Source organism: Pseudomonas sp. 8BK, assembly GCF_902506475.1.
Taxonomy (GTDB): Bacteria; Pseudomonadota; Gammaproteobacteria; order Pseudomonadales; family Pseudomonadaceae; genus Aquipseudomonas; species Aquipseudomonas anguilliseptica.
Genome location: NZ_LR733252.1, coordinates 347,785 through 371,019, shown reverse-complemented (window position 1 = coordinate 371,019; position 23,235 = coordinate 347,785). Strand labels below are relative to the sequence as shown.

The window sequence follows — 23,235 nt, the reverse complement described above, 5'->3', positions numbered from 1 at the left end:
CGTGCAGCCTGAGGCCACACGGCGGGGACGGAGCCGCCAGGCGCTACCTGCACAGCGTCGTTTGCACAGTCACGCGCGCGTGCGGCAAAGCTACCGGAATGCGCCGGACAGGGCAAACGACGCTCGTCGGCGGCGCTGGCACTTTGCCACGGTTATGGCATGCTAGCCGCCCCCTGCCTGCCGGCCATTCTGCGCACCCCAGGGACCAGCTAATCGCCGCTAAGCCCCCAGGATGTAAGTCGTTGCCAACAGTCACGCCCCCAACCACACCGCGTACACCTGGCGCTCCGCCGGCTGAGGCGATGCGTGGGCCGACCCGTGGCGCGCTGGTGATACTGGTGCTGAGCATGCTGGTGTTGCTGCTCTGGCAGCTGCGCCAGGAGTCTCAACAGTTGCTCGACAACCAGCGCCAGCTCGGCCTGGCCTACAGCTCGCAGCTGGCCAACCACTTGAGCCTGAACATGGCGCTCAAGGCCAGCGCTGGTCAGGCCCTATTACAACCCCATGTGTTGCCGCCAAACAACCCGGATGAGTTGGAAGAGCTGCTGCACACCCTGCGCGGCGTGTTCCCGACTCTGCGCAGCCTGGCCTGGATGAATGGCCAAGGCCGAATTATTGCCGACAGCCACGCCCCCACCGAAGACGCGCTGTACCTCGGCGAATTGCTGGCGCGCGGGCGCAGCGACAGTTTCTTCTACACCTTCAGTGCCAACGACAACGGCCGTATATACCTGCTGCTGCGGCATAACCCCGACAGCGCCGCCAGCGGCTTCTGGGTGCTGCGCCTGACCAATCAGGCGCTGACCAGCTGGCTGCATGAGCACCACCAAAGTCCACATCAATGGCAACTGGAAGATCGCAACGTACAGCGGGTGATTGCCAGCAACACGCCCCAGACACTCGGCGGCTCCTCGGTGGCCCCCCCGGTTACCGCCGAGAACCTCGACCAGAGCCTGCTGCAAACCCCGCTCAAGGGCAGCGACTGGCAGCTGCGCGCGCTGTTCAACGAGCGCAAGGTGCGCGCCCAGCAATTGCCGCAACAGGCCAGCAAGCTGCTGCTGTTTATCCTCTGCGCCACCCTGACGCTGCTGGCGCTGTATCGCCTGCTGAACGAGCAACGCAACCTGCACGCACTGAATACCGCCTCACGGCGCTCATTGCAGCAGGCCGCCAGCGTACTCGGCGCCATCGAAGAACGTGTACTGGTCACCGACAGCAACGGCCAGCTGCAATACCTCAACCCACAGGCCGAGGCGATGTTCGGTCTGAGTAACGACGAGGCGCGTGACTGGCATCTGCTCAAGCTGCTGCCGCGTCTGGACCCGCTGCTGCTGCATGACACCGCCCTGCACAACGACCTCGGCCCGGACCTGGTGGAAATCCAGCAGAACGGTGTCGCCCACCTCTACGACATCAGCCGCAGCGACTTGAGCGAAGACAACAAACGCACCGGTTTTGTCTGGGTGCTGCGCGATGTCACCGAAGAACAGCACGCCTCGCACGTGCTGCAGGAAACCCGCCGGCGCTACCAGGACATCTTCGACGGCACCGGCACGGCCCTCTGCGTACTCGACCTGGCCGAGCTGCAGCGCTATCTGCAACAGCAGCAACTGCGCAGCATGACCACCCTGCAACGCTGGCTGGACGAAGATCCGCAGCACCACAGCGAACTCTGCCAGCGCCTGCGCCTGACCGAGACCAACCAGGTGGCCCTGCAACTGCTCGGCGTCGACTCCAACCAGCAGGCTTGGCAGCATCTGTTCAACAGCGGCCCACTGCGCCCGGATGGCTTTCGCATGCAGCTGATCGGCGCCCTGCTCAGCGGTAGCGGTCAGCTGGAAATGGAACGCCAGATCCTTACCCCGCAGGGCTATGAACGGCATCTGTGGCTATTGTTGCGCTTGCCGGAAAGCATCGACGACCTGCAGGCCGTGACCCTCAGCATCAGCGACATCACCAACCGCAAGCGCATTGAAACCTCGCTGATCGAGCGCGAGCGTTTCTGGTCCGATGTGGTCAGCGCGGTGCCCGACACCATCTATGTGCACGACATCGCCGGCAAGCGGGTGATGTACAGCAACAACCACCTCGGCCCGCAGCTGGGCTATAGCAAGGCGGAAATACAACAGCTCGGCGAGCGCCTGTGGGAGAAGATCCTGCACCCCGATGATGTCGAGCTGTACCAGCGCATGCGCAATATCCAGCAGGTACAGGGCAACGGCCTGCTGATGCAGTTCGAGCTGCGCTGGCGACACCGCGATGGCAGCTGGCACTGGTTCGATATCCGCGAGCAGGCCCTGTCGCGCGACGCCAAAGGCCGGGTCAGCCGGCTGATCGGCGTGGCCAAGGACATCACCGAACAGATCACCCACAGCGAATCCCTGCGCACCAGCGAGCAGCGCTATCGCCTGCTGGCGGAAAGCATCAGCGACGTGATCTTCTCCACCGATGCCCAGCTGCAGCTCAACTACGTCAGCCCATCGGTGATGCCAGTGCTCGGTTATGACAGCGAGTGGGCGCTGACCAACGGCTTCCAGAGTCTGGCCACCAATCCGCGTCAGCTGAGCGGCTTCTACGCCCTGCTCGACCGTGTGCGCAACGCCCTTGGCGACCCGCAGCGGCTGGCCGAGCTGCGCGCCGAGTTTCTACCGCAGCTGTTCGTCTTCGATGCACTGCGCGCCGACGGCCAGAAGATTCCGGTGGAGCTGCGCCTGGTACCAATGTGGGATGACAGTGGGCGCTTCGAAGGCCTGCTCGGTGTCGGCCGCGACATCAGCCTGCAGCGCCGCGCGGAGAAAGACCTGCGCATGGCCGCCACGGTATTCGAACACTCCACCGCGGCGATTCTGGTCACCGATCCGGCAGGCTATATCGTTCAGGTCAACAATGCCTTCAGCCGGGTCAGCGGTTACAGCTCCAAACAGATTCTCGACCAGCTGCCGAGCATGCTCACCGCCGACACCCAGCAGGCCAGCCACCTGGCCTATGTGATCAAACAGCTCAACCAGCAGGGCAGCTGGGAAGGCGAGGTGTGGCTCAAGCGCAGAAGCGGCGAGAAGTTCCCGGCCTGGGTCGGCATCACCGCAGTCAAGGACGATGAAGGTGACCTGGTCAGCTACGTGTGCTTCTTCAGCGACATCAGCGAGCGCAAGGCCAGTGAACAGCGTATCCACCGCCTGGCCTACTACGACGCCCTGACCCAACTGCCCAACCGCACGCTGTTCCAGGACCGCCTGCACAGTGCCCTGCAGCATGGCGAGCGGCACCAGGAGTGGGTGGTGCTGATGTTCCTCGACCTCGACCGCTTCAAGCCGATCAACGATTCGCTCGGCCACGCCGCCGGCGATCGCATGCTCAAGGAAGTCGCGGTGCGCCTGTGCGCCTGCGTGGACAGTGACGACACCGTGGCGCGCATGGGGGGTGATGAGTTCACCCTGCTGCTGCAATCCCAGGCCCAGCGTGAAGGCGCGCTGACCCGCGCGATCCATGTTGGCGAGCAGATTCTCGCCAGCCTGGCGCAGCCATTTATTCTCGAAGGCCGCGAGTTCTTCGTCACCGCCAGTATCGGTATAGCCCTGAGCCCGCAGGACGGTAACGAGCTGAGCCAGCTGATGAAGAACGCCGACACGGCCATGTACCACGCCAAGGAACGCGGCAAGAACAACTTCCAGTTCTACCAGGCCGACATGAACGCCAGCGCCCTGCAGCGCCTGGAGCTGGAAAGCGACCTGCGCCACGCCCTCGAACAGGGCGAGTTCAAGCTGTATTACCAACCGCAGTTCTCCGGCGACGGCAAGCGCCTGACTGGTGCCGAAGCGCTGCTGCGCTGGCAGCATCCGCAGCGCGGTCTGGTGCCGCCGAATGACTTTATTCCGGTGCTCGAAGAGCTGGGCCTGGTGGTCCAGGTCGGCGACTGGGTGCTGCGCGAGTCCTGCCGGCAACTGGCCGAATGGCACGAGGCGAAGATTCGCGTACCGAAGATTTCGGTCAACCTCTCGGCCCGGCAGTTTGCCGAAGGCGACCTCGATCAGCGCATCGCCGAGATTCTCCAGCACAGCGGTATTCCCGCCGGCTGCCTGGAGCTGGAGCTGACCGAAAGCATTCTGATGGAAGACGTGGCCAACGCCATGCAGACGCTCAGCAGCCTGAAGAAACTCGGCGTGTTTATCGCCATCGACGATTTCGGCACCGGTTACAGCTCACTGAATTACCTCAAGCAGTTCCCCATCGACGTGCTGAAGATCGACCGCAGTTTTGTCGACGGCCTGCCCCACGGCGAGCAGGACGGGCAGATTGCCCGGGCGATCATCGCCATGGCCCACAGCCTGAACCTCACGGTAATCGCCGAAGGCGTGGAAACCCTGGCTCAGCTGGACTTCCTGCGCGGCCACGACTGCGACGAAGTACAGGGTTTCCTGCTCGGCAGACCAATGCCGGCGCACCAGTTCACCGCGCTGTTTACCGGCACCGCCCTGTTTATGCTGAGCTGAATCGTCGGCGTGCATGAGCCCCGCTTGTCCGTCAGATGACCACGCTTCATATGCCTGTTTAGTGCGGATGAGGTAGAATTCGCCCCCTCTTTCTACCGCCCAGCTGATTTTCTCAGGGGAATGCTATGTTCAGCCGTGATTTGACTATCGCCCGTTATGACGCCGAATTGTTTGCCGCGATGGAGCAAGAAGCCCAGCGCCAGGAACATCACATCGAGCTGATCGCCTCGGAGAACTACACCAGCCCAGCGGTGATGGAAGCCCAAGGCTCGGTACTGACCAATAAGTACGCAGAAGGCTATCCAGGCAAGCGTTACTACGGCGGTTGCGAATACGTCGACATCGTCGAGCAGCTGGCCATCGACCGTGCCAAGGAACTGTTCGGTGCCGACTACGCCAACGTTCAGCCGCACTCCGGCTCGCAAGCCAACAGCGCCGTGTATATGGCCCTGCTGGAAGCCGGTGACACCGTACTGGGCATGAGCCTGGCCCACGGCGGCCACCTGACCCACGGCGCCAGCGTCAGCTTCTCCGGCAAGATGTACAACGCCGTGCAGTACGGCATCACCGATGCCGGCCTGATTGACTACGACGAAGTCGAGCGCCTGGCCGTTGAGCACAAGCCGAAGATGATCATCGCCGGCTTCAGCGCCTACTCGCAGGTGCTGGACTTCCCACGTTTCCGCGCCATCGCCGACAAAGTCGGTGCCTACCTGTTCGTTGACATGGCCCACGTTGCCGGTCTGGTTGCTGCGGGCGTGTACCCGAACCCGGTGCCATTCGCCGACGTGGTCACCACCACCACACACAAAACCCTGCGCGGCCCACGCGGCGGCCTGATCCTCGCCCGTGCCAACGAAGCGCTGGAGAAGAAATTCAACTCCGCAGTATTCCCAGGCGGCCAAGGCGGCCCGCTGGAGCACGTAATCGCCGCCAAGGCCGTGTGCTTCAAGGAAGCCCTGCAGCCTGAGTTCAAGGCCTACCAGCAGCAAGTGATCAAGAACGCCCAGGCCATGGCCAGCGTGTTTATCGAAAACGGCTACGACGTGGTGTCCGGCGGTACTGAAAACCACCTGTTCCTGCTCAGCCTGATCAAGCAGGAGATCACCGGTAAAGACGCCGACGCCGCCCTGGGCCGCGCCTTTATCACCGTAAACAAGAACAGCGTGCCGAACGACCCACGTTCGCCGTTCGTCACCTCCGGCCTGCGTATCGGCACCCCAGCCGTGACCACTCGCGGCTTCAAGGAAGACGAGTGCCGCGCGCTGGCTGGCTGGATCTGCGAGATCCTCGCCAACCTGGGCAACGACGCTGTTGAAGCGCGCGTGCGCGAGCAAGTCAAAGCGGTCTGCGCCAAGTTCCCGGTTTACGGCAACTAATCAGCAACTGCTGCTAAAAAGCCCGCCTCCTGGCGGGCTTTTTTATATCTGCCGCGCCACCCTCAGCACAGATAAAACCAAGCCATCGTCAGCAGCCTTGGCTATAGTGGATAAAACCTCGCAGGAGTTTCTTTGCATGAGCGAAACAGCCAATGAGCGTCGGCGCTTTCACCGCATCGCTTTCGACGCCCCCACCGAGATAGTGCAAGGGGAACGGCGTTGGACGGTCGAGTTGCATGACGTATCGCTGAAAGGCCTGCTGATCAAGCGTCCCAATGGCTGGAATGGCGACCCAAATCAGCCATTCGAGGCCAATATCCAACTGGCCGACGACACCCGCGTACTCATGGAGGTGGTACTGACCCGCACCCAGTCGGATCTACTCGGCTTTGTTTGCCGGCATATCGACCTCGACTCGATCAGTCACCTGCGCCGCCTGGTGGAACTCAACCTCGGCGATGACAGCCTGCTGGAACGCGAACTCGCCGCCCTCGGCGAAGACGAATAAAAAAGGAGGCCTCGGCCTCCTTTTTTCATTCTGCCTGCGCGGATTTAGAACGTGTTTACGATTTCGCGAGCTAGAGCCAGACAAGGCAAAAACAGCCGAGGAAGCGCAGTTTACGAGCTGTAAATGAGCATTCCGAGGCTGTTTTTAACGCCGGATGGCCGACGCGCAGCAGATCGTAAACAGGTTCTTACTCGAACAACGCATCCAGCGCCTGCTCCAGCCGCGTGACGGCAATCACCTGCAGCCCCGGCGGCGGATCTTTCGGCGCATTACCCTTGGGCACGATGGCGCGCTTGAAGCCGTGCTTGGCTGCCTCCTTCAAACGCTCCTGACCACTAGGCACGGGGCGAATCTCGCCAGACAGGCCGACCTCGCCAAACACCAGCAGGTCATGCGGCAATGGCTTGTTGCGCAGGCTGGAAATCACCGCCGCCATCAGCGCCAGGTCCGATGCGGTTTCCAGCACCTTGACCCCGCCGACCACGTTGAGGAACACGTCCTGATCATAGGTCGGGATGCCGCCATGCCGATGCAGCACGGCCAGAAGCATGGCCAGGCGGTTCTGGTCCAGGCCCAGGGTGACACGGCGCGGATTGGCCATATGGCTGGTGTCGACCAGCGCCTGCACCTCCACCAGCATCGGCCGGGTGCCTTCCCAGGTGGCCATCACCACGCTGCCGGGGACTTCTTCCTGAGCGCGGGTAAGAAAGATCGCCGAGGGGTTGGTGACTTCTTTCAGGCCCTTGTCGGTCATGCCAAATACGCCCAGCTCGTTGATCGCGCCAAAGCGATTCTTCACCGCACGCAGCAGGCGCAGACGGCCGTCGGACTCGCCCTCGAAATACAGCACGGTGTCGACCATATGCTCGAGCACCCGCGGCCCGGCCAGCGCGCCCTCCTTGGTCACATGGCCGACCAGGAAGATCGCTGTACCGCTCTGCTTGGCAAAGCGCACCAGCAGCGCCGCACTTTCGCGCACCTGGGCGACGCCGCCAGGGGCCGACTGCAGCTGTTCGGTAAAGATGGTCTGGATCGAGTCGATCACCATCACCTTGGGCTTTTCCAGGCGCGCCGTGGCGATGATGCTTTCGATGCAGGTCTCGGTCATGACCTTGAGCTTGTCTTCCGGCAGGCCCAGGCGGCGGGCGCGCATGGCCACCTGCTGCTGGGATTCCTCGCCGGTGACATAGAGCGCGGGAAAGCGCGTGGCGATATTGCACAGGGTCTGCAACAGGATGGTCGACTTGCCAATACCCGGGTCGCCGCCGATCAGCACCACCGAGCCATCCACCAGACCGCCACCGAGCACCCGATCGAGTTCGCCGGAGGCGGTGGAAAAACGCGGCACTTCCTCGACGCTGACCTCGGCCAGGGTCTTGATCTGCGCCTGCTCGCCGGCCCAACCCGCGCGGCCACTGGGGGTGGCCGCATTGGCTTCGAGCAGGGTTTCGACCAGGGTATTCCAGGCGCCGCACTCGCCGCACTGGCCGGCCCATTTCGGGAAGGTGGCGCCGCACTCGGTGCAGCCATACATGCGCTTGGCCTTGGCCATGCCGGACTCCTATAAACGCTGAGCCCGGATCATACGAAATAGCTGGATATATTTACAGTCCCATGCAGCTATCCCTTGCAACCGTTACCACAGCCACAACACTGCCCGGCAGCGCGTTTTAGCCGGCGCGCGAGATCATCCTTGATGCCGACACGCTCCTGCTTGAGGGCAAGCAGCGCATCATCAGCCAGCAGCTCGCTGCCCGCCTCGATCCGGCAGATACGCTTATCCAGGCTTTCGTAGATGTCAGCCAGGCGGGCGAAGTCAGTATCGCCCTGGCGCAACTCATGCAGCGCGCCACGCAGTTCGGGGAAGTCCTTGATCAACGGATGGTGTTCAACATGCATGCGGGCATTCCTCTGGGATAGTCATTGCCTGCAGACTATCCCCTGAGCCGGGACCAGCACTTGACCCGGATCAACCCAGCGCCGCTATGGCATGTCGCGCAGCACGCCGGCCAATTCATCCTTGAGGCTGACGCGCTGCATCTTCAGGCCCAGCAGCAACATCTCATCCATGGCCACCCGACCGCTTTCCGCCTCATAGATACGCTTGTCGAGCTCTTCATACTCCTCGGCCAACCGGGCGAAATGCCCATCACTGGACAACAAGGCGTGCAGCTGCGTCTTGAACTCGGGAAACTCGCGGTGCAGCGGGTGATGTTCCAGTGGCATAACGGCATCCTCATGGCGGGCCTTCATTTGAGCCTAGCCCAGTCGCGCCGGCTCTGCCGAAACGCCTTGCAACACGGGCCTCAGGCGACTTCTGCTAGCGTTGCCCAAGCTTCAAACGCCATCAACGGGAACGGGTTATGAGTACAACATCAGGATGTTCGCCATGCCGTGATGGCCAGGGCCTGGACTTTCCCATCAGCATGGCCTTTCAGCCCATTATCAACCTGAGCACCGGGGCCATATTCGCCTACGAAGCGCTGGTGCGCGGCACAGCCGGTGAATCCGCCGGCAACCTGCTGAGCCAGCTCACCGCAGACAACCTCTACACGTTCGATCAGGCCTGCCGGGTTACCGCCCTGGAATGGGCGGCCAAGCTGCAGGTACCGGCCATGGTTTCGATCAACTTTATGCCCAACGCGGTGTACAAACCCGAGACCTGCATCCGCGCCACGCTGGCGGCGGCCAAGCGCTTCAACTTCCCGCTGCAGCGAATCATCTTCGAGGTCACCGAACAGGAGCAGGTACTGAACGTCGACCACCTCACCGGCATCCTGCGCGCTTACCGCAAGCAGGGCTTTATGACCGCCATCGATGACTTCGGCGCAGGCTATGCCGGGCTCAATACCCAGCCTGAGAAGTAGCTGGCAAGCGGCGCGCGCTGGATTACACTCAGCGCAACCTCACCTACCAGGGAACGCAGCATGAGCATACTCAGTGAATTCAAAGCCTTTGCCGTCAAAGGCAATGTGGTCGACATGGCCGTGGGCATCATCATCGGCGCGGCCTTCGGCAAGATCGTCTCGTCCTTTGTCGGTGACGTGGTAATGCCACCGCTGGGCGTGCTGATTGGCGGTGTGGACTTCACTGACCTGGCCATCACCCTGAAGGCTGCCGAAGGCGATCTGCCTGCTGTGGTGTTGGCCTACGGCAAGTTTATCCAGACCGTGCTCGACTTCCTGATCGTCGCATTCGCCATCTTTATGGGCATCAAGGTGCTCAACAAACTCAAGCGCGAAGAAGAAGCGACGCCCGCAGCCCCCGCGCCACCGACCAAGGATCAGGAACTGCTCAGCGAGATCCGCGATTTGCTCAAGGCACAGCAAGCCAAGGAGTAGCGCCCGGCGATAACGAATAAAGGCACCCTCGGGTGCCTTTTGTTTGGCGCAACAATCCCTACCAGTAGTTCTCCACCGCCACCTGCCCCGGCCGGCGGGTCAGACTGAGCTGCAGGTCACGCTGTTTCAGCAGCGCGCGAGTGTCATCGATCATCTGCGGGTTGCCGCAGATCATCAGCCGCGAATGCTCAGGTTCCAGACCAAGACCCGCCGCCCGCTCCAGCTCGCCACTGTCCAGCAAGCTGGTGATGCGCCCATGCAAACAACCGGGCACCTGCTCGCGAGTGACCAGGGGCAGATAGACAAAGCGCTCGGCGTATTCCTGCAAATGTTCCTGCTGCATCAGCCCGCGAATCAGCGGCTGATAGGCCAGTTCGCTGGCCGTGCGCGCGCTGTACACCAGCACCACGCGCTGAAAACGCTGCCACACCTCCAAGCCCTGCAGAATCGACAGAAAGGGCGCGAGCCCCGTGCCACTGGCCAGCAGCCAGAGGTCACGGCCATCGGCAAAGCGATCGAGGGTGAGAAAGCCCAGTGCCTGTTTTTCTACCAACAGGCTGTCGCCGACCTGCAGCCGACTCAGCTCGGAGGTGAACTCACCATCCGGCACAACGATGGAGAAGAACTCAAGAAACTCGTCATGGGGCGCCGAGACCATCGAATAGGCCCGCCAGACCACCGCTCCATCGGCCTTGGCTACGCCGAGACGGGCGAACTGCCCGGCCCGGAAGCGAAAGCCCGGATCACGCGTACAGCGCAGACTGAACAGGCTGGGCGACCAGACCTGAATAGCGGTCAGGGTTTGCTGGGTGAACTTGTCGTCACTGGTCATGCGAACACCGGGTTTACGCGGACTGCATAAACCCAGTGTGGCGCAACGCCGGTCGAACAAACACCGGCAAAACCTGGGGGCTATCATTTAACAGGTTGTTGAAAACGTAGGCGAGGCAGGCAAGACAAGGCAAAAACGGCCGAGAAACGCAGCGAAGCGAAGTAACAGCCAACGGCTGACCCGAAGGGTGAGCGCAGCAAATCAAGCGGAGTTTACTGGCTGTAAATGAGCATTCCGAGGCCGTTTCAAACGCCGTATTGCCAACGCAGGTAGTTTTTCAACGACCTGTTAGCGGCGGTTGACTGCCTGCGCAGCACGTAGCACATCGGCGCCGATTTCCGCTTCGTAGGTCTTCCACAGCGGGCTCAATGCCGTGCGCCAGGCGGCACGCTCATCGGCCGTAAGGGTGACTACTTGGGCATTGCCGGCGGCAATGATGCGCTCGCGATCATTGTTGTTCAGCGTTTCGGCATCCTTGTTCACCGCGAAGGACACTTCATCGATGATCGCTTCCAGCTCGGTGCGGGTCTTGTAGGGGATGCTGGTCCAGAACTCCTTGCTGCTGATCAGCATATAGCTCAGCGAGCCGTGGTTGAGCTCACTGATAAACGGCTGCACCGTGTCGACCTTCTGGCTGGCAATGTTCGACCAGGGACTTTCGGTGCCCTGGATGGTGCCAGCCTGCAGCGCCTTGAACGCCTCGGCGAACGGCATCTTCACGGTCTTGGCGCCGAGCTGGCCAAACTGTGCCTGCAACACCGACGAGGGCTGGATACGGAAGGCCAGATCCTTGGCATCCTCGGGCTTGCGCAGCTCGCGACTGGAGGTCAGCTGCTTCATGCCGTTGTTCCAGTAGGCCAGGCCATAGATGCCCTGGTTGGACATGGCGTGCAGCAGCTCGCGGCTCTTGTCACGCTTCTGGAAGCGCTTGACCGCCTCCAGGTCATCGAACAGAAACGGCAGGTCGAACACCTGCAATTGCTTGGTGTAAGCCTCAAACTTGGACAGCGAAGGGGCCAGCATCTGCACCTTGCCCTCGCGCAGCGCGGTGATCTCATCGCCATCACCAAACAACGTCGAGTTCGGGTAGACCTCAACCGCCACCTGACCGGCAAGGCGCTCTTCCACCAGCTTCTTGAACAACAGTGCACCCTTGCCCTTGGGGGTGTCCTCGGCCACCACATGGGAGAACTTGATCACGATGGGCGCCTTGCCTTCCGCCTGGGCCGGGCTTGTCGCGACCAGCAACGCAGTGAAGGTTAAAGACAACAGGGACTTGAACATGAACATACCTTTTTGCAAATAGAACGCCGTGAAGCCTGCATGGGCAGGCCTCATTGAGTAGGGGTGTGGGCTATGGATGATTCGCTGGACGCGGCAGAGTGCTGCGCGGTCCTGATCATCAGGCGCTACCAGATCGCAGCCGGGCGTAATGCTCGGGGCCTGGTTATTATTTGAATGCCGACCTTGCTGACTGACGGGTATCAGACACGACTGAGCAGATCCGCAAGGGGGCGGCATTCTTCGGTAAAGCCGCGCGCGGCACAACTGTGATTTGCTGAACTAGCTCTCAGTTCCGAGACTTTTCCGGCACTTGCACCGACAATAGCGACCAACTGCACTTTCTATCGCGCCCTTGCGGCCTGCCACCCGAGTTTTTCATGCCTGTGTTCAGCACTCCGTTCGCCCAACTCGACCTGCTTCGCCAACCCGACCAGCCCAACGAACCGCTGCAGGCCTTCGATGCCGCCGACGAATACCTGCTCAACCATCTGCATGAGCAAGAACTGCCGAACGGTGCGCGGGTATTGGTGCTGAATGACAGCTTCGGCGCCCTGGCCATTAGCCTGGCTGGGCAGGCGCAGGTGACCAGTAGTGGCGACTCACACCTCGGCCACCTGGGCTTGCAAGTCAATCTGCTGCGCAACCAGCAGCCGGCCGATGCCGTGACGTTTGTCCCAGCCAGTGCAGTCGCTCAGGGGCCGTTTGACGTGGTGCTGATTCGCGTCCCCAAGACCCTGGCGCTGCTGGAGGAACAACTGATTCGCCTGCACGGCCAGCTCGCCCCAAACGCGCAGGTGATTGCCGCGGCCATGATCAAACACCTGCCGCGCGCCGCCGGTGACCTGTTGGAGAAATATATCGGCCCGGTGCAGGCCTCGCTGGCGGTGAAAAAAGCCCGTCTGCTGTTTGCCACCCCAGAAGCCAAGCCTGCACCTGTATCGCCCTACCCGACGCGCTACAACCTGGAAAAACCCACTATCGAGCTGCTTAACCACGCCAATGTGTTCTGCCGTGAAGACCTGGATATCGGCACCCGCGCCTTTCTCCCGCACTTGCCCAAACACCTCAGCCGCGTGCGCGCGGCCGACCTCGGTTGCGGCAACGGCGTACTCGGCATTGCCTATGCCCTGGGCAGCCCGCAGGCCGAGCTGACGCTGGTCGATGAGTCCTATATGGCGGTGCAATCAGCCGAGGAAAACTGGCGTGCGGCGCTGGGGCAGCGCCCGGTCGAGATTCGCGCCGGCGACGGCCTGGCCGAACAGGCGGCTGATTCGCTGGACCTGGTGTTGTGCAACCCGCCCTTTCACCAGCAGCAGGTGGTCGGCGACTTTCTTGCCTGGCGCATGTTCCAACAGGCCTGCGCTGCGCTGGTAACCGGCGGCGAACTGTGGATCGTCGGCAACCGCCACCTGGGCTACCACGCCAAGTTGAAACGGCTGTTCCGGGGCGTCGAGCAGGTGGCGGCCACACCGAAGTTTGTGGTGCTTAAAGCGATCAAATAGAGGCGTGCCGTTATTCGTAGGGCGGTTTGCGGCCGCCAGCACAGGTGAGAACCATCCATGATCAACATCAGCAAAGCCACGCAGCAAGAACTGAGCGCAGCGTGCCTCAACGCAAGCTTCAGCGTGACGCAAGAGCTGCAGCCGTATTTCGTCGATGGTCGGTTTGGCTACAACATCGTCCCGGTCGAGCCCTATCAGAAATCCTACGAGGACGAAGAGGGAGACGATGAGGCCGGTGATAGCGAACTGTTTATCGCCCGCGTGGATGACAAGCCGGCCGGCGCGATAGAACTATCCGTGGCTTGGAACGGTTACACACGCATCGACAACATCCAGGTCGACCTTAGCCTTCGCCGGGCCGGGGTGGCGACGGCCCTGCTCCACCATGCCGTGGACTGGTGCCGAGCCCGCCAGCTGGTCGGCATCATGCTGGAGACACAGAGCAACAACGTGGGGGCCTGCAAGCTCTACGAGCGCTTCGGCTTTCACCTCGGCGGTTTCGATCTGCACTTGTACGGTGCCCTCTCCAGCTCTACAGAAATAGCGTTGTTCTGGTATTGGCACCCGGAGACCTGATTCTGCACGGCGCTCAGCCGTTCACCACGGAGCCACTATTGGCGCGCGGCGTGGCTCCGCGGCCAACCCCGCTCAATCAAGTCGACCACATGCGGCCTTCAATTACGGCGTGCCCATCCCCGCCGCTTGCATAAACAGGCGCAGCAGATAGGACACCGCCCCCAGGGCCAGCACGCTGCCGGCCCAGATCGCTACCAGCCAGCCGAGCCGCTGCCACAGCGGCTTTTTCTTATTGATGTCGTTCATCTTGCGACCTCAGAACCTATTCGAGGTCTCGCGAGCTAGAGCCATGCAAGGCGCTACGTTAGTAACAGCCTTCGGCTGGTCAAAGCAGGCGAGAGCTTTTGTACATGAGCATGACTCGTTTCACTCGCCCTTCGGGCCGCGCTAAAGCGCGTTAGCCGCAAGCGGCTTTCGAGCCGGCTTTTAACGCAGCAGGGCCGACGCGCAGCAGACCGGAGCCGAGCCTCAGTGATAGCCGTCTTCTTCAGTAACCTTGCCGCGAAACACGTAATAGCTCCAGGCGGTGTACATCAGGATAAAGGGGATAATGAACAGCGCCCCGACCAAGATAAAGCCCTGGCTCTGCGGCGGCGCCGCGGCGTCCCAGATGCTGATCGACGGCGGAATGATATGTGGCCACAGGCTGATACCCAAGCCGCTGTAGCCGAGGAAGATCAACGTCAGGGTCAGCAGAAACGGCGAGTAGTTGGCGTTACGCGCCACCGCGCGCAGCAACGCCCAGGTGCACAGCAACACCAGCAGCGGCACCGGCATAAACCAGAAGATATTCGGCAGGCTGAACCAGCGCTCGGCGATCTCGGCATGCGCCAACGGCGTCCACAGGCTGACGATACCGGTGACGCCGAGCAGGACGAACACCAGCGGCCGCGCCAGGTCGTGCATCTGCTGTTGCAGGCGGCCTTCGGTCTTCATGATCAGCCAGGTGCAGCCGAGCAAGGCGTAGGCGGCAATCAGCGCCAGGCCGCAGAACAGCGAGAACGGCGTGAGCCAGTCCAGCGCGCCGCCGGCATAGACCCGGTCGACCACCTTGAAGCCGTCGATATAAGCGCCCAGCGCCACGCCCTGAAAGAAGGTTGCGGTCAGTGAGCCGCCGATAAATGCCTTGTCCCAGATATGCCGTTTGGCCGCCTTGGCCTTGAAGCGGAACTCGAAGGCCACACCGCGGAAGATCAGCCCCAGCAGCATAAAGATCAGCGGCAGGTACAGCGCGCTGAGCACCACTGCGTAGGCCAGCGGAAAAGCCCCGAACAGCGCCGCGCCACCGAGCACCAGCCAGGTTTCGTTACCGTCCCAGACCGGTGCCACGGTGTTCATCATCACATCGCGTTCACCTTCGCTTTTGACGAAGGGAAAGAGGATGCCAATGCCTAGGTCGAAGCCGTCCATGACCACATACATCATCACCCCGAAGGCGATGATCACGGCCCAGATCAGCGAGAGATCAATGCCCATATTCAATTCCTCTCAGCCAACGAATCGGTTTCGCCTTCTTCCAGGCCCTCTTCGGGCGCGGACAGCGGACGCGACGGCGTGCGTTTCTGACCCGGGCCGCCCTCGGCGGTTTCCTTGCCTTCGTCGGTGATCGGGCCCTTGCGCACCAGGCGCATCATGTAGCTGATGCCGGCGCCAAACAGGGCGAAATACACCACCACAAACAGAATCAGGGTCAGGCTCATCTGCGCAAAACTGTGCCCGGACGAGGCATCAGCGGTGCGCATCAGCCCCTGGATGATCCATGGCTGCCGGCCGACCTCGGTGGTGTACCAGCCGGCGAGAATGGCAATAACCCCCGATGGGCCCATCCACACCGCCAGATGCAGGAACGGCCGGCTCTCGAACAACCTGCCGCGCGTACGCAGCCACAGGCCCCAGAGACCGGTAAGGATCATCAGCATGCCGATGCCAACCATGATCCGGAAGGTCCAGAACACGATGGTCGAGTTAGGCCGGTCTTCCTTGGCGAACTCCTTGAGCGCCGGCACCTGCTTGTCCAGGCTGTGGGTCAGGATCAGGCTGCCGAGCGCCGGAATTTCGATCTTGAAGCGGGTTTCTTCGGCGTCCATATCCGGCCAGCCGAACAGGATCAGCGGGGTTGGCTCATCACCGTGGTTTTCCCAGTGACCTTCAATGGCGGCGATCTTCGCCGGCTGATACTTGAGGGTATTCAGGCCGTGGAAGTCGCCAATCACCGCCTGGATCGGCGCCACGATCAACGCCATCCACATGGCCATCGAGAGCATCTTGCGAATCGCCGGATTGTCGCGGCCACGCAGCAAGTGCCAGGCCGCCGACGCGCCGACAAAGAAGGCGGTGGCAAGGAACGCCGCGGTGGCCATGTGCAGCAGGCGATAGGGAAACGAGGGGTTGAACACCACGGCCAACCAGTCCACCGGAATCACCCGGCCGTCGATGATCTCGAAGCCCTGCGGAGTGTGCATCCAGCTGTTGGAGGCGAGAATCCAGAAGGTCGAGATCAGCGTGCCGACCGCCACCATCACCGTGGAGAAGAAGTGCAGGCCTGGGCCGACGCGGTTCCAGCCGAACAGCATGACACCAAGAAAGCCCGCCTCAAGGAAGAACGCGGTGAGCACTTCATAGGTCAGCAGCGGCCCGGTGACCGCCCCGGCAAAGTCGGAGAACGCGCTCCAGTTGGTACCGAACTGGTAAGCCATGACCAGGCCGGAGACCACACCCATGCCGAAGTTGACCGCAAAGATCTTCGCCCAGAAGTGGTACAGGTCGCGGTACACCTCCTCCCCGGTCTTCAGCCACAGCCCTTCGAGCACCGCCAGATAACTGGCCAGGCCGATGGTGATGGCCGGAAAGATGATGTGAAAGGAGATGGTGAAAGCGAACTGGATTCGGGCGAGGTCGAGAGCCTCCAATCCAAACATGGCGTTTCCTCAGTCAGGTGATACGGGGCACGGCCACGGGCGCGCATGCCAGTCACAAGCAATCAGTCGGGGGATTATTGTTCTGGGTAGACAGCCATAAAGCTGGGCAAAACGCCCTCACAACCGCACGCCGAAGGTGTTGACGCGGGTCAAGATATGCACAAAGAGTAGCGCCTGACGAGGCAAAATCGGCTGTGGTCGATTGTCGCGCGACCTGCTGCCACAAGGGCTTGCACCCTATAGCAGCGCTTCTGGTCGATCCACATCGCGCAGTACGCCAGGGTCATCTACAACGATCCCCTGGCAGGCACCTGGATTGGCTTGCAGCAGGGCTCGCGCACCTTGATCACCGCGCAGGGTCTGCAACTGCGGCCAGAAGCTGCGGCCAAACAGCACCGGATGGCCGCGCTGTCCATCGTGCAGCGGGTAGACGATACGCTCGGCCGCCGCCTGACTGCACAGCAGCTGCAGGCTGTCGGCACTGACCCAGGGCATATCGCCGAGCAATACCGCGACAGCCTCGGCGTCGTGCCCAAGCAACGCACCTACGCCAGTAGCCAGGCTGTGGCCCATGCCCTGATCAGCCTCGCGGCAACGGATAACCCGGCACGCCGCTGGCAGCCCCAACGCCTGCGCATCGTCCTCGTCACGTAGCAGCACATGCACTTCAGCGAACACCTGCAACGCCCGCTCGGCACTGGCCGCCAGCAAACTGCGCCCGTCCGGCAAACGGGCCAGACGCTTGTCACTGCCAAAGCGCCGGCCACGCCCGGCCGCCAGCAACAGGGCCACGACGCGCGGCATGCTAGAGCGCATCGCGCGCCAGGCCGTTGCGGACCCGCAGGATGTCGGCGAGTACCGCGAGGGCAATTTCTGCCGGGGTCTTGCTGCCCAGGTTCAACCCGATAGGCGCGATGATCCGCGCCAGCGCAGCATCATCCAGGCCGCCAATCCGGCGCAGGCGCTCGAAACGTTTGGCGCTGGTCAGTCGCGAGCCCATCACACCGATATAAAAAGCCTCGGTGCGCACCGCTTCGATCATCGCCAGGTCATCGATACGCGGATCATGGGTCAGCGCTACCACGGCGGTGTCCGCATGGCAGCCGCCGCGGCGAATCACCTCGGACGGCAGCTCACGGCGGATCTCCACCCCTGGCAACTCGACGCCTTGCAGCACCTCCTCGCGCGGATCACAGAGCACCACCTCGAAGCCCAGGCCCTGAGCAAACTGCGCGCAGACCTGCGCCACCGAGGAGTAGCCCGCCAGCAACAAGCGCTGGGCAGCGCCAACGCGCACACGCAGCCGATTCGGCTGACGCTCCACCCGTGGTCCCTGCGTGTTATCGGCCAGCAGGCGGCGCTCGCCGCTGGGCATCGCCACTTCGCGGATCAGCCGGCGCTGGCCTGCCAAGGCGCTTTCCAGCTCACGCAGATGCGCCTGCACCGCGCAGTCGGCTGGCAGGTTTTCCACCAGCACGTCCAGCACGCCGCCGCAGGGCAGGCTGATCTGCGAGCGCGGGTCGCTGCCATCGCCATAACGCACCAGATGCACAGGTTGAGGAAAGGCGCCAGCGGCCAGACGCTCAAGAAACTCATCCTCGACGCAACCGCCGGACAACGAGCCGATCCATTCGCCCTCGGCCGTGGCAGCCAGCAGCGAACCCGGCGCGCGCGGCGCCGAGCCGTAGGTGCTCAGCACCGTGCACAGCCATACACGCTGTCCTGCGGCGGACCACTGCAGCGCCTGGCGGACGACCAGCAGATCAAGGTGCTGCATCAGACTTCACCCGGCCTCAATGGCCTTTCTCGCTACGCAACTGGCTGACCTGCTGCGGGCTTAGCTCGGCCGCCTGGCCGCCCCAGGTCTGGCGCAGGTAATGCAGCAGGTCGCGCAGCTGCCCGTCATCCAGTTTGTCGCTGAAGCCCGGCATCGGCTGCATGCGCTCGAAACCGGTGAACTGCTGCTCCTTGATGCCGTCATCGATCACCCGCAACAGATTGCGCGCATCGTTCAGGCGCAGGGTGGTGTTGCCATCCATCGCCACAGCCACATGCGGCACGCCCTCGCCCGCCACGCCATGGCATCCGGCGCAGAGGTTGAGGTAGTGCTGGCGGCCCTGCTGGGCGCTGTCATCGAGCTGCTCGAAGGCAATCGCGCTGACCTTGCGCGGCGCCGGCGGCTGATCGCCAAGCAGGTAGGTGGCCATGGCCTTGTGGTCGTCCAGCGGCAGATACTGGGTGCTGTGGTGCAGCACCGGGTACATCTCGTTGAACATCGAACCCTGGGCGCTGATGCCGTGCTTGAGGAAGGTCGCCAGGTCGTCGGTGCTCCAGCCGCGCTCGGCCAGGTCCTCGGCAAGCAGGCTCGGAGCCTCGTAACCGAGCAGCACGCCGCCCTGCAGACGCTGATCCTGCTGCAACGCGCCGAGGGCATTGCGCGGCGTGTGGCACTCACCGCAGTGGCCCAGGGCCTCGACCAGGTACTGGCCGCGCTGCCAGGTCTCGCTTTTGCCTTCAGCCGGCAGCAGTTGCACGCGGCTCTTGTAGAGCATGTTCCAGAAGCTCAGGCCGAAGCGCACATTGAACGGGAAGCTCAGGCTGGTTTGCGGGCTGGGTTTGGAGATCGGCTCCAGGCTCATCAGGTAGGCGTAGATGGCGTCGGAGTCTTCGCGCTTGAGCAGGTGATAGGAGGTGTAGGGCATGGCCGGATAGAGCTTGCTGCCATCACGCCGTTCACCTTCGGCCACTGCGCGGTAGAAGTCATCGGCGCTGTACTCGCCGATGCCGTACTGCTTGTCCGGGGTGATGTTGGTGCCGTAGATGGTGCCGAACGGCGATTCCAGCGGCAGGCCGCCGGCGTATTCGGCACCGCCTTCGACGCTGTGGCAGGCCACGCAGTCGGCGGCGCGCGCCAGGTACTTGCCGCGCTCAATCAGTTGCTTATCCGCCGCCTGGGCGGCCAACGGCAACAACAGGGCGGCAGCAATCAGAATGTTCTTCATGCTTAACCTTCCTTGACCAGGCCAAGAGACTCGACCACATCGCGCGCGGCGTTGTAGTAGCGCACGTAGCCGGTGCAGCGGCAGATGTGCTTGCCCAGGGCGTCTTCGATCTCGCCTTCCAGCTCGCTGCGTTTGACCGGCTGACGCTGGAGTTTTTCCACCAGCACGGTGGCGGCGTTGACGTAGCCCGGCGTGCAGTAGCTGCACTGGAAGGCAAACTGGTCGACGAACTGCTGCTGAATCGGGTTGAGCTGGCTGACTTCGCCCCGGGTATCACGCTTGGCGTGGCCCTCGATGGTGCGGATGCGCTTGCCGTCGAAGAAATGCGCGCCGGTGATGCAGGTGCGGATTTCCTCGCTGGTGCCGTCGGGCTTGTCGAGGATCGCCACACAGGCGTGACACACGCCCTGACCACAGCCCAGGCGCGAGCCAGTGAGGTTCAGGTATTCGTGGAGAAAGTCGATCATCATCAGGTCGTCGGCCACTTCCATCGGGCCGACCGCCTGGCTGTTGATAATCATGCTGAGCAGGCGCTTAGCCATGGAGGGCCTCCTTGATGCGGGCCGGAGTCAGGGGAAGGTCGCGCAGGCGCTTGCCGGTGGCGTGGGCCACGGCGTTGACGATGGCGCCGACCACCGGAATCATCACCACCTCGGCGATGCCCTTGGCCGGGTCGCTGGGTGATAGCGGCGGCAGAATCTCCGCGCTTTGCGACCACACCGCGCAGTCCTTGGCGCGCGGCAGTTGATAGCGGTTGAAGTTCCAGGTGCCGTCGCCGGGACCGCCTTCATACAGCGGCATTTCTTCCAGCAGCGCATGGCCGATACCCATGGCGATGCCGCCTTCGAGCTGACCCAGCACCAGTTCTTCGACGATCACCCGGCCGCATTCGAGCCAGGAGTGATGGTTGATCACCCGCGCCTCACCGTTGCCCTTGTTGACCTTGACCTCGACCAGGGTGGCCACCGGGCTGTAGTAGGTAACCATGGCGTTGTTCAGCTGAGTCACCGGGTACTTGATGCTGATGCGATCGAGCAGGTGGAAACCCTTGCGGTTCATCTGCGCTTTCTGCGCAGCGCTTGCACCGTCGCCGTATTTCACCGCCAGGGCATCCAGCGGCACTCGCTCGCGCTGGCCGTTGATCTCGAACTCGCCCTCAGCCCAGCTCCAGCGGTTGAAGCCGTGCACGCTGATGCCGGTGACCAAACCCAGTTCGTGGGCCTTGTGCGCCAGCAGCTTGAACGGAATCGGCGGCATGCCATCGGCGGTCAGCTTGCCGTCGACCCAGTGCGCGTTCTCGCGGCGCACCACATAAGGGTTGGCCAGCCCGCCATGCTCACCCCGGCCCCAGATGGCCAGGGCCGCCGGCCACAGGCCGTGGATAAACAGCAGGCGCGCGGCTTCACGGGTGGAGTGCCCGGTGTAGTAGGAGGAGTTGGTCGCCGACGACGGCGAGGCCAGCTTGCCGACCCAGCGCGGGTTGCGCAGCGCGGCGTCCTGCTCGGCCTGGCTGATGATGTAAGGGTTGCCACTGGTGGTCAGAGCCAGTTCGCTCCACTCGGTTTCGCCAGTCTTGATTTCATCGGCGGGCTGGCCGAGGTAATCAGCGACCAGCAGGGCCTGCGAGGTGGCCATGCCGGTGCCCATGTCGATGGCGATCTGGCGCAGGCTGACGCGGCCGTCAGCGCTGAACTCCAGGCTGGCCATCGGCGCTTCGGAGCCGGTACCGAAATCCTTCTGGCAGATGGCAAAGCCAACGCCGTAGAGGTTGTCCGGGTCTTCGGCATCGAAGCGCTGCTTGCGCTCAACGCGGTTCTTCCAGATTTCGTGCTGCGCGGCCTTGTCGAGGATTTCATCGAGGCGCAGAGCACCGGCCGGGATCGCGCCCTGGGTGTTCTTCATGCCGGACTGGAACACGTTCTTCTTGCGCAGCTCGATGGCATCGAGGTTCAGCCGCTCGGCCACTTCGTCCACCATCATCTCGGTGGCGGCCATGGTCTGCAGGGTGCCGTAACCACGCATCGAGCCGGCTTCCACGCCGCGCGAGTAATAGGCGGTGGCCGCCAGGTCGCTGCGCGGCAGGTAGTAGATCGATTGCGCTGCGGTGGCGCCGACTGCGGCCACCGAGGAGCTGTAGTTGGCGCGACCACCGCCGTCGACATCCATATGCGCGCGAAAGATCTGGAAGCTGTGATCCTGCTTGTTCACCGCCAACTGGTAATGCATGTCGAAGGGGTGACGCTTGATGCCGCTCTGGAACTGCTCGTAGCGGTCATTGGCCAGGCGCACCGGCACGCCGTCGCCGTAGATCGCGGCCAGGGCAGCGTAGAACACGTGGATGTTGTTGTCCTTGGAGCCGTAACCGACGGTGTAACCGGGGTGCATGCTGAGCTTTTTCACAGCGAACCGGGAGGGCGCGAGCATATGCGCGGTCTGCTCGGCCACTTCAAACGGGCACTGAGTGGCGACCACAAAATGCAGGGTGCCGCTGGCCACGTCGAACCAGCCATTGCCGTTGTCGGCTTCCAGCGCGGCCGGCTCGATGGACTGGGTGGTGAAGCGCTCATCGAACACCAGCCAGTCGCTCGGCGGGGTTTGCAGCTGGTTGAGCATCTGTTCGGCGTGGTACAGGCCCTGCTGAGTCAGGTCACCACTGACCTTGCCCTCGCCCCAGGCCGGCTTGCGGTTGTGGATCAGCGGAAACAGCATGCTGTCCTTGAGGCTGGAGAAGGTGTCCGGCTCGAACGGCGTGCTGCCGCCGACGCGCACGAAGCGGAAGCTGCCGTAGGGGTCGCTCTGGAACGCCGGCGCCTGCTCGCCGTAGCGGATCACCTTGTCGTTGAACTTGAGGATGTTCTTGGCCTGACGATAGCGCTCGAAGTCATGCCAGATCAGCAGTGCCACGGGATGGCCGATAAACATCGGCACCTGGCCTTCGGGCAGCAGCGGATCCAGGTTGTGGCCATCCGGAAAGCTGATGCCGTCGTTAACCAGGTCATTGGCGGTCACTACACGTTGCGGCTGCAACTCGGCCGGCAGTACCGACAGATCGAAACCCTGGTACAGCTGCTCGGTGCGCGTGGCCTTGAGCAGCAGCGCATGGCCTTGCTGCTGCGGCCAGCCGGGCATGTCCTTGGCGCGGATATCACGGGCAAACACCTTGGCCCCACAGGCCTTGGACACCCCATCGATACGCGCCACGGCCTTACCGCTGGCGTCATACCAGGGCTGCGGCATGGCGGTTACACGCTCTTCGAACAAGGCGGCAAACGCCTTGCTGCCCAGCGGGGCGAAACTGATGCCGATACCGGCGATGACGCTGCCTTGCAGAAAGGCGCGGCGGGACAACTCAGGAGTGGACATGTCCGTTCCTCGAGGCCAGAGCAGCCTGGCCATTTGCGTA

20 protein-coding genes are annotated in these 23,235 nt (G+C 62.6%); 7 read left to right on the top strand and 13 right to left on the bottom strand.

From position 1 onward, the window contains the following. The first annotated feature begins 302 nt into the window (after positions 1 to 302). The 3 genes from ACIN8IBEIGE_RS01610 to ACIN8IBEIGE_RS01600 all read left to right on the top strand — a co-directional run bounded on the left by ACIN8IBEIGE_RS01610 (position 303) and on the right by ACIN8IBEIGE_RS01600 (position 6,377). Entirely contained in the window at positions 303 to 4,490 is a 4,188-nt protein-coding gene (locus ACIN8IBEIGE_RS01610) for an EAL domain-containing protein (RefSeq protein ID WP_160013119.1), read from the top strand. A 125-nt stretch (positions 4,491 to 4,615) separates the two neighbouring features. Further along, complete coding sequence (gene glyA / locus ACIN8IBEIGE_RS01605) at positions 4,616 to 5,869, top strand: serine hydroxymethyltransferase (RefSeq protein WP_160013118.1); 1,254 nt, start codon at positions 4,616 to 4,618, stop codon at positions 5,867 to 5,869. A 136-nt stretch (positions 5,870 to 6,005) separates the two neighbouring features. Continuing rightward, positions 6,006 to 6,377 (top strand): PilZ domain-containing protein, encoded by a 372-nt coding sequence (locus ACIN8IBEIGE_RS01600; RefSeq protein ID WP_160013117.1) that lies wholly within the window; start codon positions 6,006 to 6,008, stop codon positions 6,375 to 6,377. Between the two features lie 187 nt (positions 6,378 to 6,564). On the opposite strand, the gene radA is transcribed toward ACIN8IBEIGE_RS01600, so the two are convergent. The 3 genes from radA to ACIN8IBEIGE_RS01585 all read right to left on the bottom strand — a co-directional run bounded on the left by radA (position 6,565) and on the right by ACIN8IBEIGE_RS01585 (position 8,603). Continuing rightward, a complete protein-coding gene (gene radA / locus ACIN8IBEIGE_RS01595) occupies positions 6,565 to 7,929 on the bottom strand; it encodes a DNA repair protein RadA (protein WP_160013116.1) in 1,365 nt (454 codons plus the stop codon). A 68-nt stretch (positions 7,930 to 7,997) separates the two neighbouring features. Beyond that, a complete protein-coding gene (locus tag ACIN8IBEIGE_RS01590; protein WP_160013115.1) occupies positions 7,998 to 8,276 on the bottom strand; it encodes a YdcH family protein in 279 nt (92 codons plus the stop codon). An 84-nt stretch (positions 8,277 to 8,360) separates the two neighbouring features. Continuing rightward, positions 8,361 to 8,603, bottom strand: coding sequence for a YdcH family protein (locus ACIN8IBEIGE_RS01585; RefSeq protein WP_160013114.1), 243 nt, complete (start codon positions 8,601 to 8,603; stop codon positions 8,361 to 8,363). Between the two features lie 137 nt (positions 8,604 to 8,740). Between ACIN8IBEIGE_RS01585 and ACIN8IBEIGE_RS01580 the strand changes: the two genes are divergently transcribed. Next, on the top strand, positions 8,741 to 9,244 hold the full coding sequence (locus tag ACIN8IBEIGE_RS01580; protein WP_160013113.1) for an EAL domain-containing protein: 504 nt from the start codon (positions 8,741 to 8,743) through the stop codon (positions 9,242 to 9,244). Positions 9,245 to 9,304: 60 nt separating this feature from the next. Further along, the gene (mscL, locus tag ACIN8IBEIGE_RS01575; RefSeq protein ID WP_160013112.1) at positions 9,305 to 9,718 is read left to right on the top strand and encodes a large-conductance mechanosensitive channel protein MscL; all 414 of its coding nucleotides are present in this window, start codon (positions 9,305 to 9,307) and stop codon (positions 9,716 to 9,718) included. Positions 9,719 to 9,776: 58 nt separating this feature from the next. On the opposite strand, the gene ACIN8IBEIGE_RS01570 is transcribed toward mscL, so the two are convergent. Then, positions 9,777 to 10,550, bottom strand: coding sequence for a ferredoxin--NADP reductase (locus ACIN8IBEIGE_RS01570; protein ID WP_160013111.1), 774 nt, complete (start codon positions 10,548 to 10,550; stop codon positions 9,777 to 9,779). A gap of 288 nt (positions 10,551 to 10,838) precedes the next feature. After that, a complete protein-coding gene (locus tag ACIN8IBEIGE_RS01565; RefSeq protein WP_160013110.1) occupies positions 10,839 to 11,834 on the bottom strand; it encodes a DctP family TRAP transporter solute-binding subunit in 996 nt (331 codons plus the stop codon). Between the two features lie 377 nt (positions 11,835 to 12,211). Here ACIN8IBEIGE_RS01565 and ACIN8IBEIGE_RS01560 point away from each other — a divergent pair, with 377 nt between their 5' ends. Beyond that, positions 12,212 to 13,336 carry a class I SAM-dependent methyltransferase gene (locus ACIN8IBEIGE_RS01560; RefSeq protein WP_160013109.1) on the top strand — a complete coding sequence of 375 codons (1,125 nt, stop codon included), beginning with the start codon at positions 12,212 to 12,214 and terminating at the stop codon, positions 13,334 to 13,336. 57 nt (positions 13,337 to 13,393) lie between these two features. Next, on the top strand, positions 13,394 to 13,912 hold the full coding sequence (locus tag ACIN8IBEIGE_RS01555; protein WP_160013108.1) for a GNAT family N-acetyltransferase: 519 nt from the start codon (positions 13,394 to 13,396) through the stop codon (positions 13,910 to 13,912). Between the two features lie 102 nt (positions 13,913 to 14,014). Here the strand turns inward: ACIN8IBEIGE_RS01555 and ACIN8IBEIGE_RS01550 are convergent, their stop codons facing one another. The 8 genes from ACIN8IBEIGE_RS01550 to ACIN8IBEIGE_RS01515 all read right to left on the bottom strand — a co-directional run bounded on the left by ACIN8IBEIGE_RS01550 (position 14,015) and on the right by ACIN8IBEIGE_RS01515 (position 23,195). Next, a complete protein-coding gene (locus tag ACIN8IBEIGE_RS01550; RefSeq protein WP_160013107.1) occupies positions 14,015 to 14,158 on the bottom strand; it encodes a DUF2474 domain-containing protein in 144 nt (47 codons plus the stop codon). Between the two features lie 222 nt (positions 14,159 to 14,380). Continuing rightward, positions 14,381 to 15,388 (bottom strand): cytochrome d ubiquinol oxidase subunit II, encoded by a 1,008-nt coding sequence (gene cydB, locus ACIN8IBEIGE_RS01545; protein ID WP_160013106.1) that lies wholly within the window; start codon positions 15,386 to 15,388, stop codon positions 14,381 to 14,383. A 2-nt stretch (positions 15,389 to 15,390) separates the two neighbouring features. Further along, a complete protein-coding gene (locus tag ACIN8IBEIGE_RS01540) occupies positions 15,391 to 16,830 on the bottom strand; it encodes a cytochrome ubiquinol oxidase subunit I (protein ID WP_160013105.1) in 1,440 nt (479 codons plus the stop codon). Between the two features lie 237 nt (positions 16,831 to 17,067). Continuing rightward, positions 17,068 to 17,634 (bottom strand): NTP transferase domain-containing protein, encoded by a 567-nt coding sequence (locus ACIN8IBEIGE_RS01535; protein WP_160013104.1) that lies wholly within the window; start codon positions 17,632 to 17,634, stop codon positions 17,068 to 17,070. 1 nt (position 17,635) lies between these two features. Continuing rightward, the gene (locus ACIN8IBEIGE_RS01530) at positions 17,636 to 18,607 is read right to left on the bottom strand and encodes an XdhC family protein (RefSeq protein WP_160013103.1); all 972 of its coding nucleotides are present in this window, start codon (positions 18,605 to 18,607) and stop codon (positions 17,636 to 17,638) included. A 16-nt stretch (positions 18,608 to 18,623) separates the two neighbouring features. Beyond that, the gene (locus ACIN8IBEIGE_RS01525; RefSeq protein ID WP_160013102.1) at positions 18,624 to 19,832 is read right to left on the bottom strand and encodes a cytochrome c; all 1,209 of its coding nucleotides are present in this window, start codon (positions 19,830 to 19,832) and stop codon (positions 18,624 to 18,626) included. A gap of 2 nt (positions 19,833 to 19,834) precedes the next feature. Beyond that, complete coding sequence (locus ACIN8IBEIGE_RS01520) at positions 19,835 to 20,374, bottom strand: (2Fe-2S)-binding protein (protein WP_160013101.1); 540 nt, start codon at positions 20,372 to 20,374, stop codon at positions 19,835 to 19,837. Beyond that, the gene (locus tag ACIN8IBEIGE_RS01515; protein WP_160013100.1) at positions 20,367 to 23,195 is read right to left on the bottom strand and encodes a xanthine dehydrogenase family protein molybdopterin-binding subunit; all 2,829 of its coding nucleotides are present in this window, start codon (positions 23,193 to 23,195) and stop codon (positions 20,367 to 20,369) included. The genes ACIN8IBEIGE_RS01520 and ACIN8IBEIGE_RS01515 overlap by 8 nt, the downstream gene beginning before the upstream one ends. Positions 23,196 to 23,235: the final 40 nt, after the last annotated feature.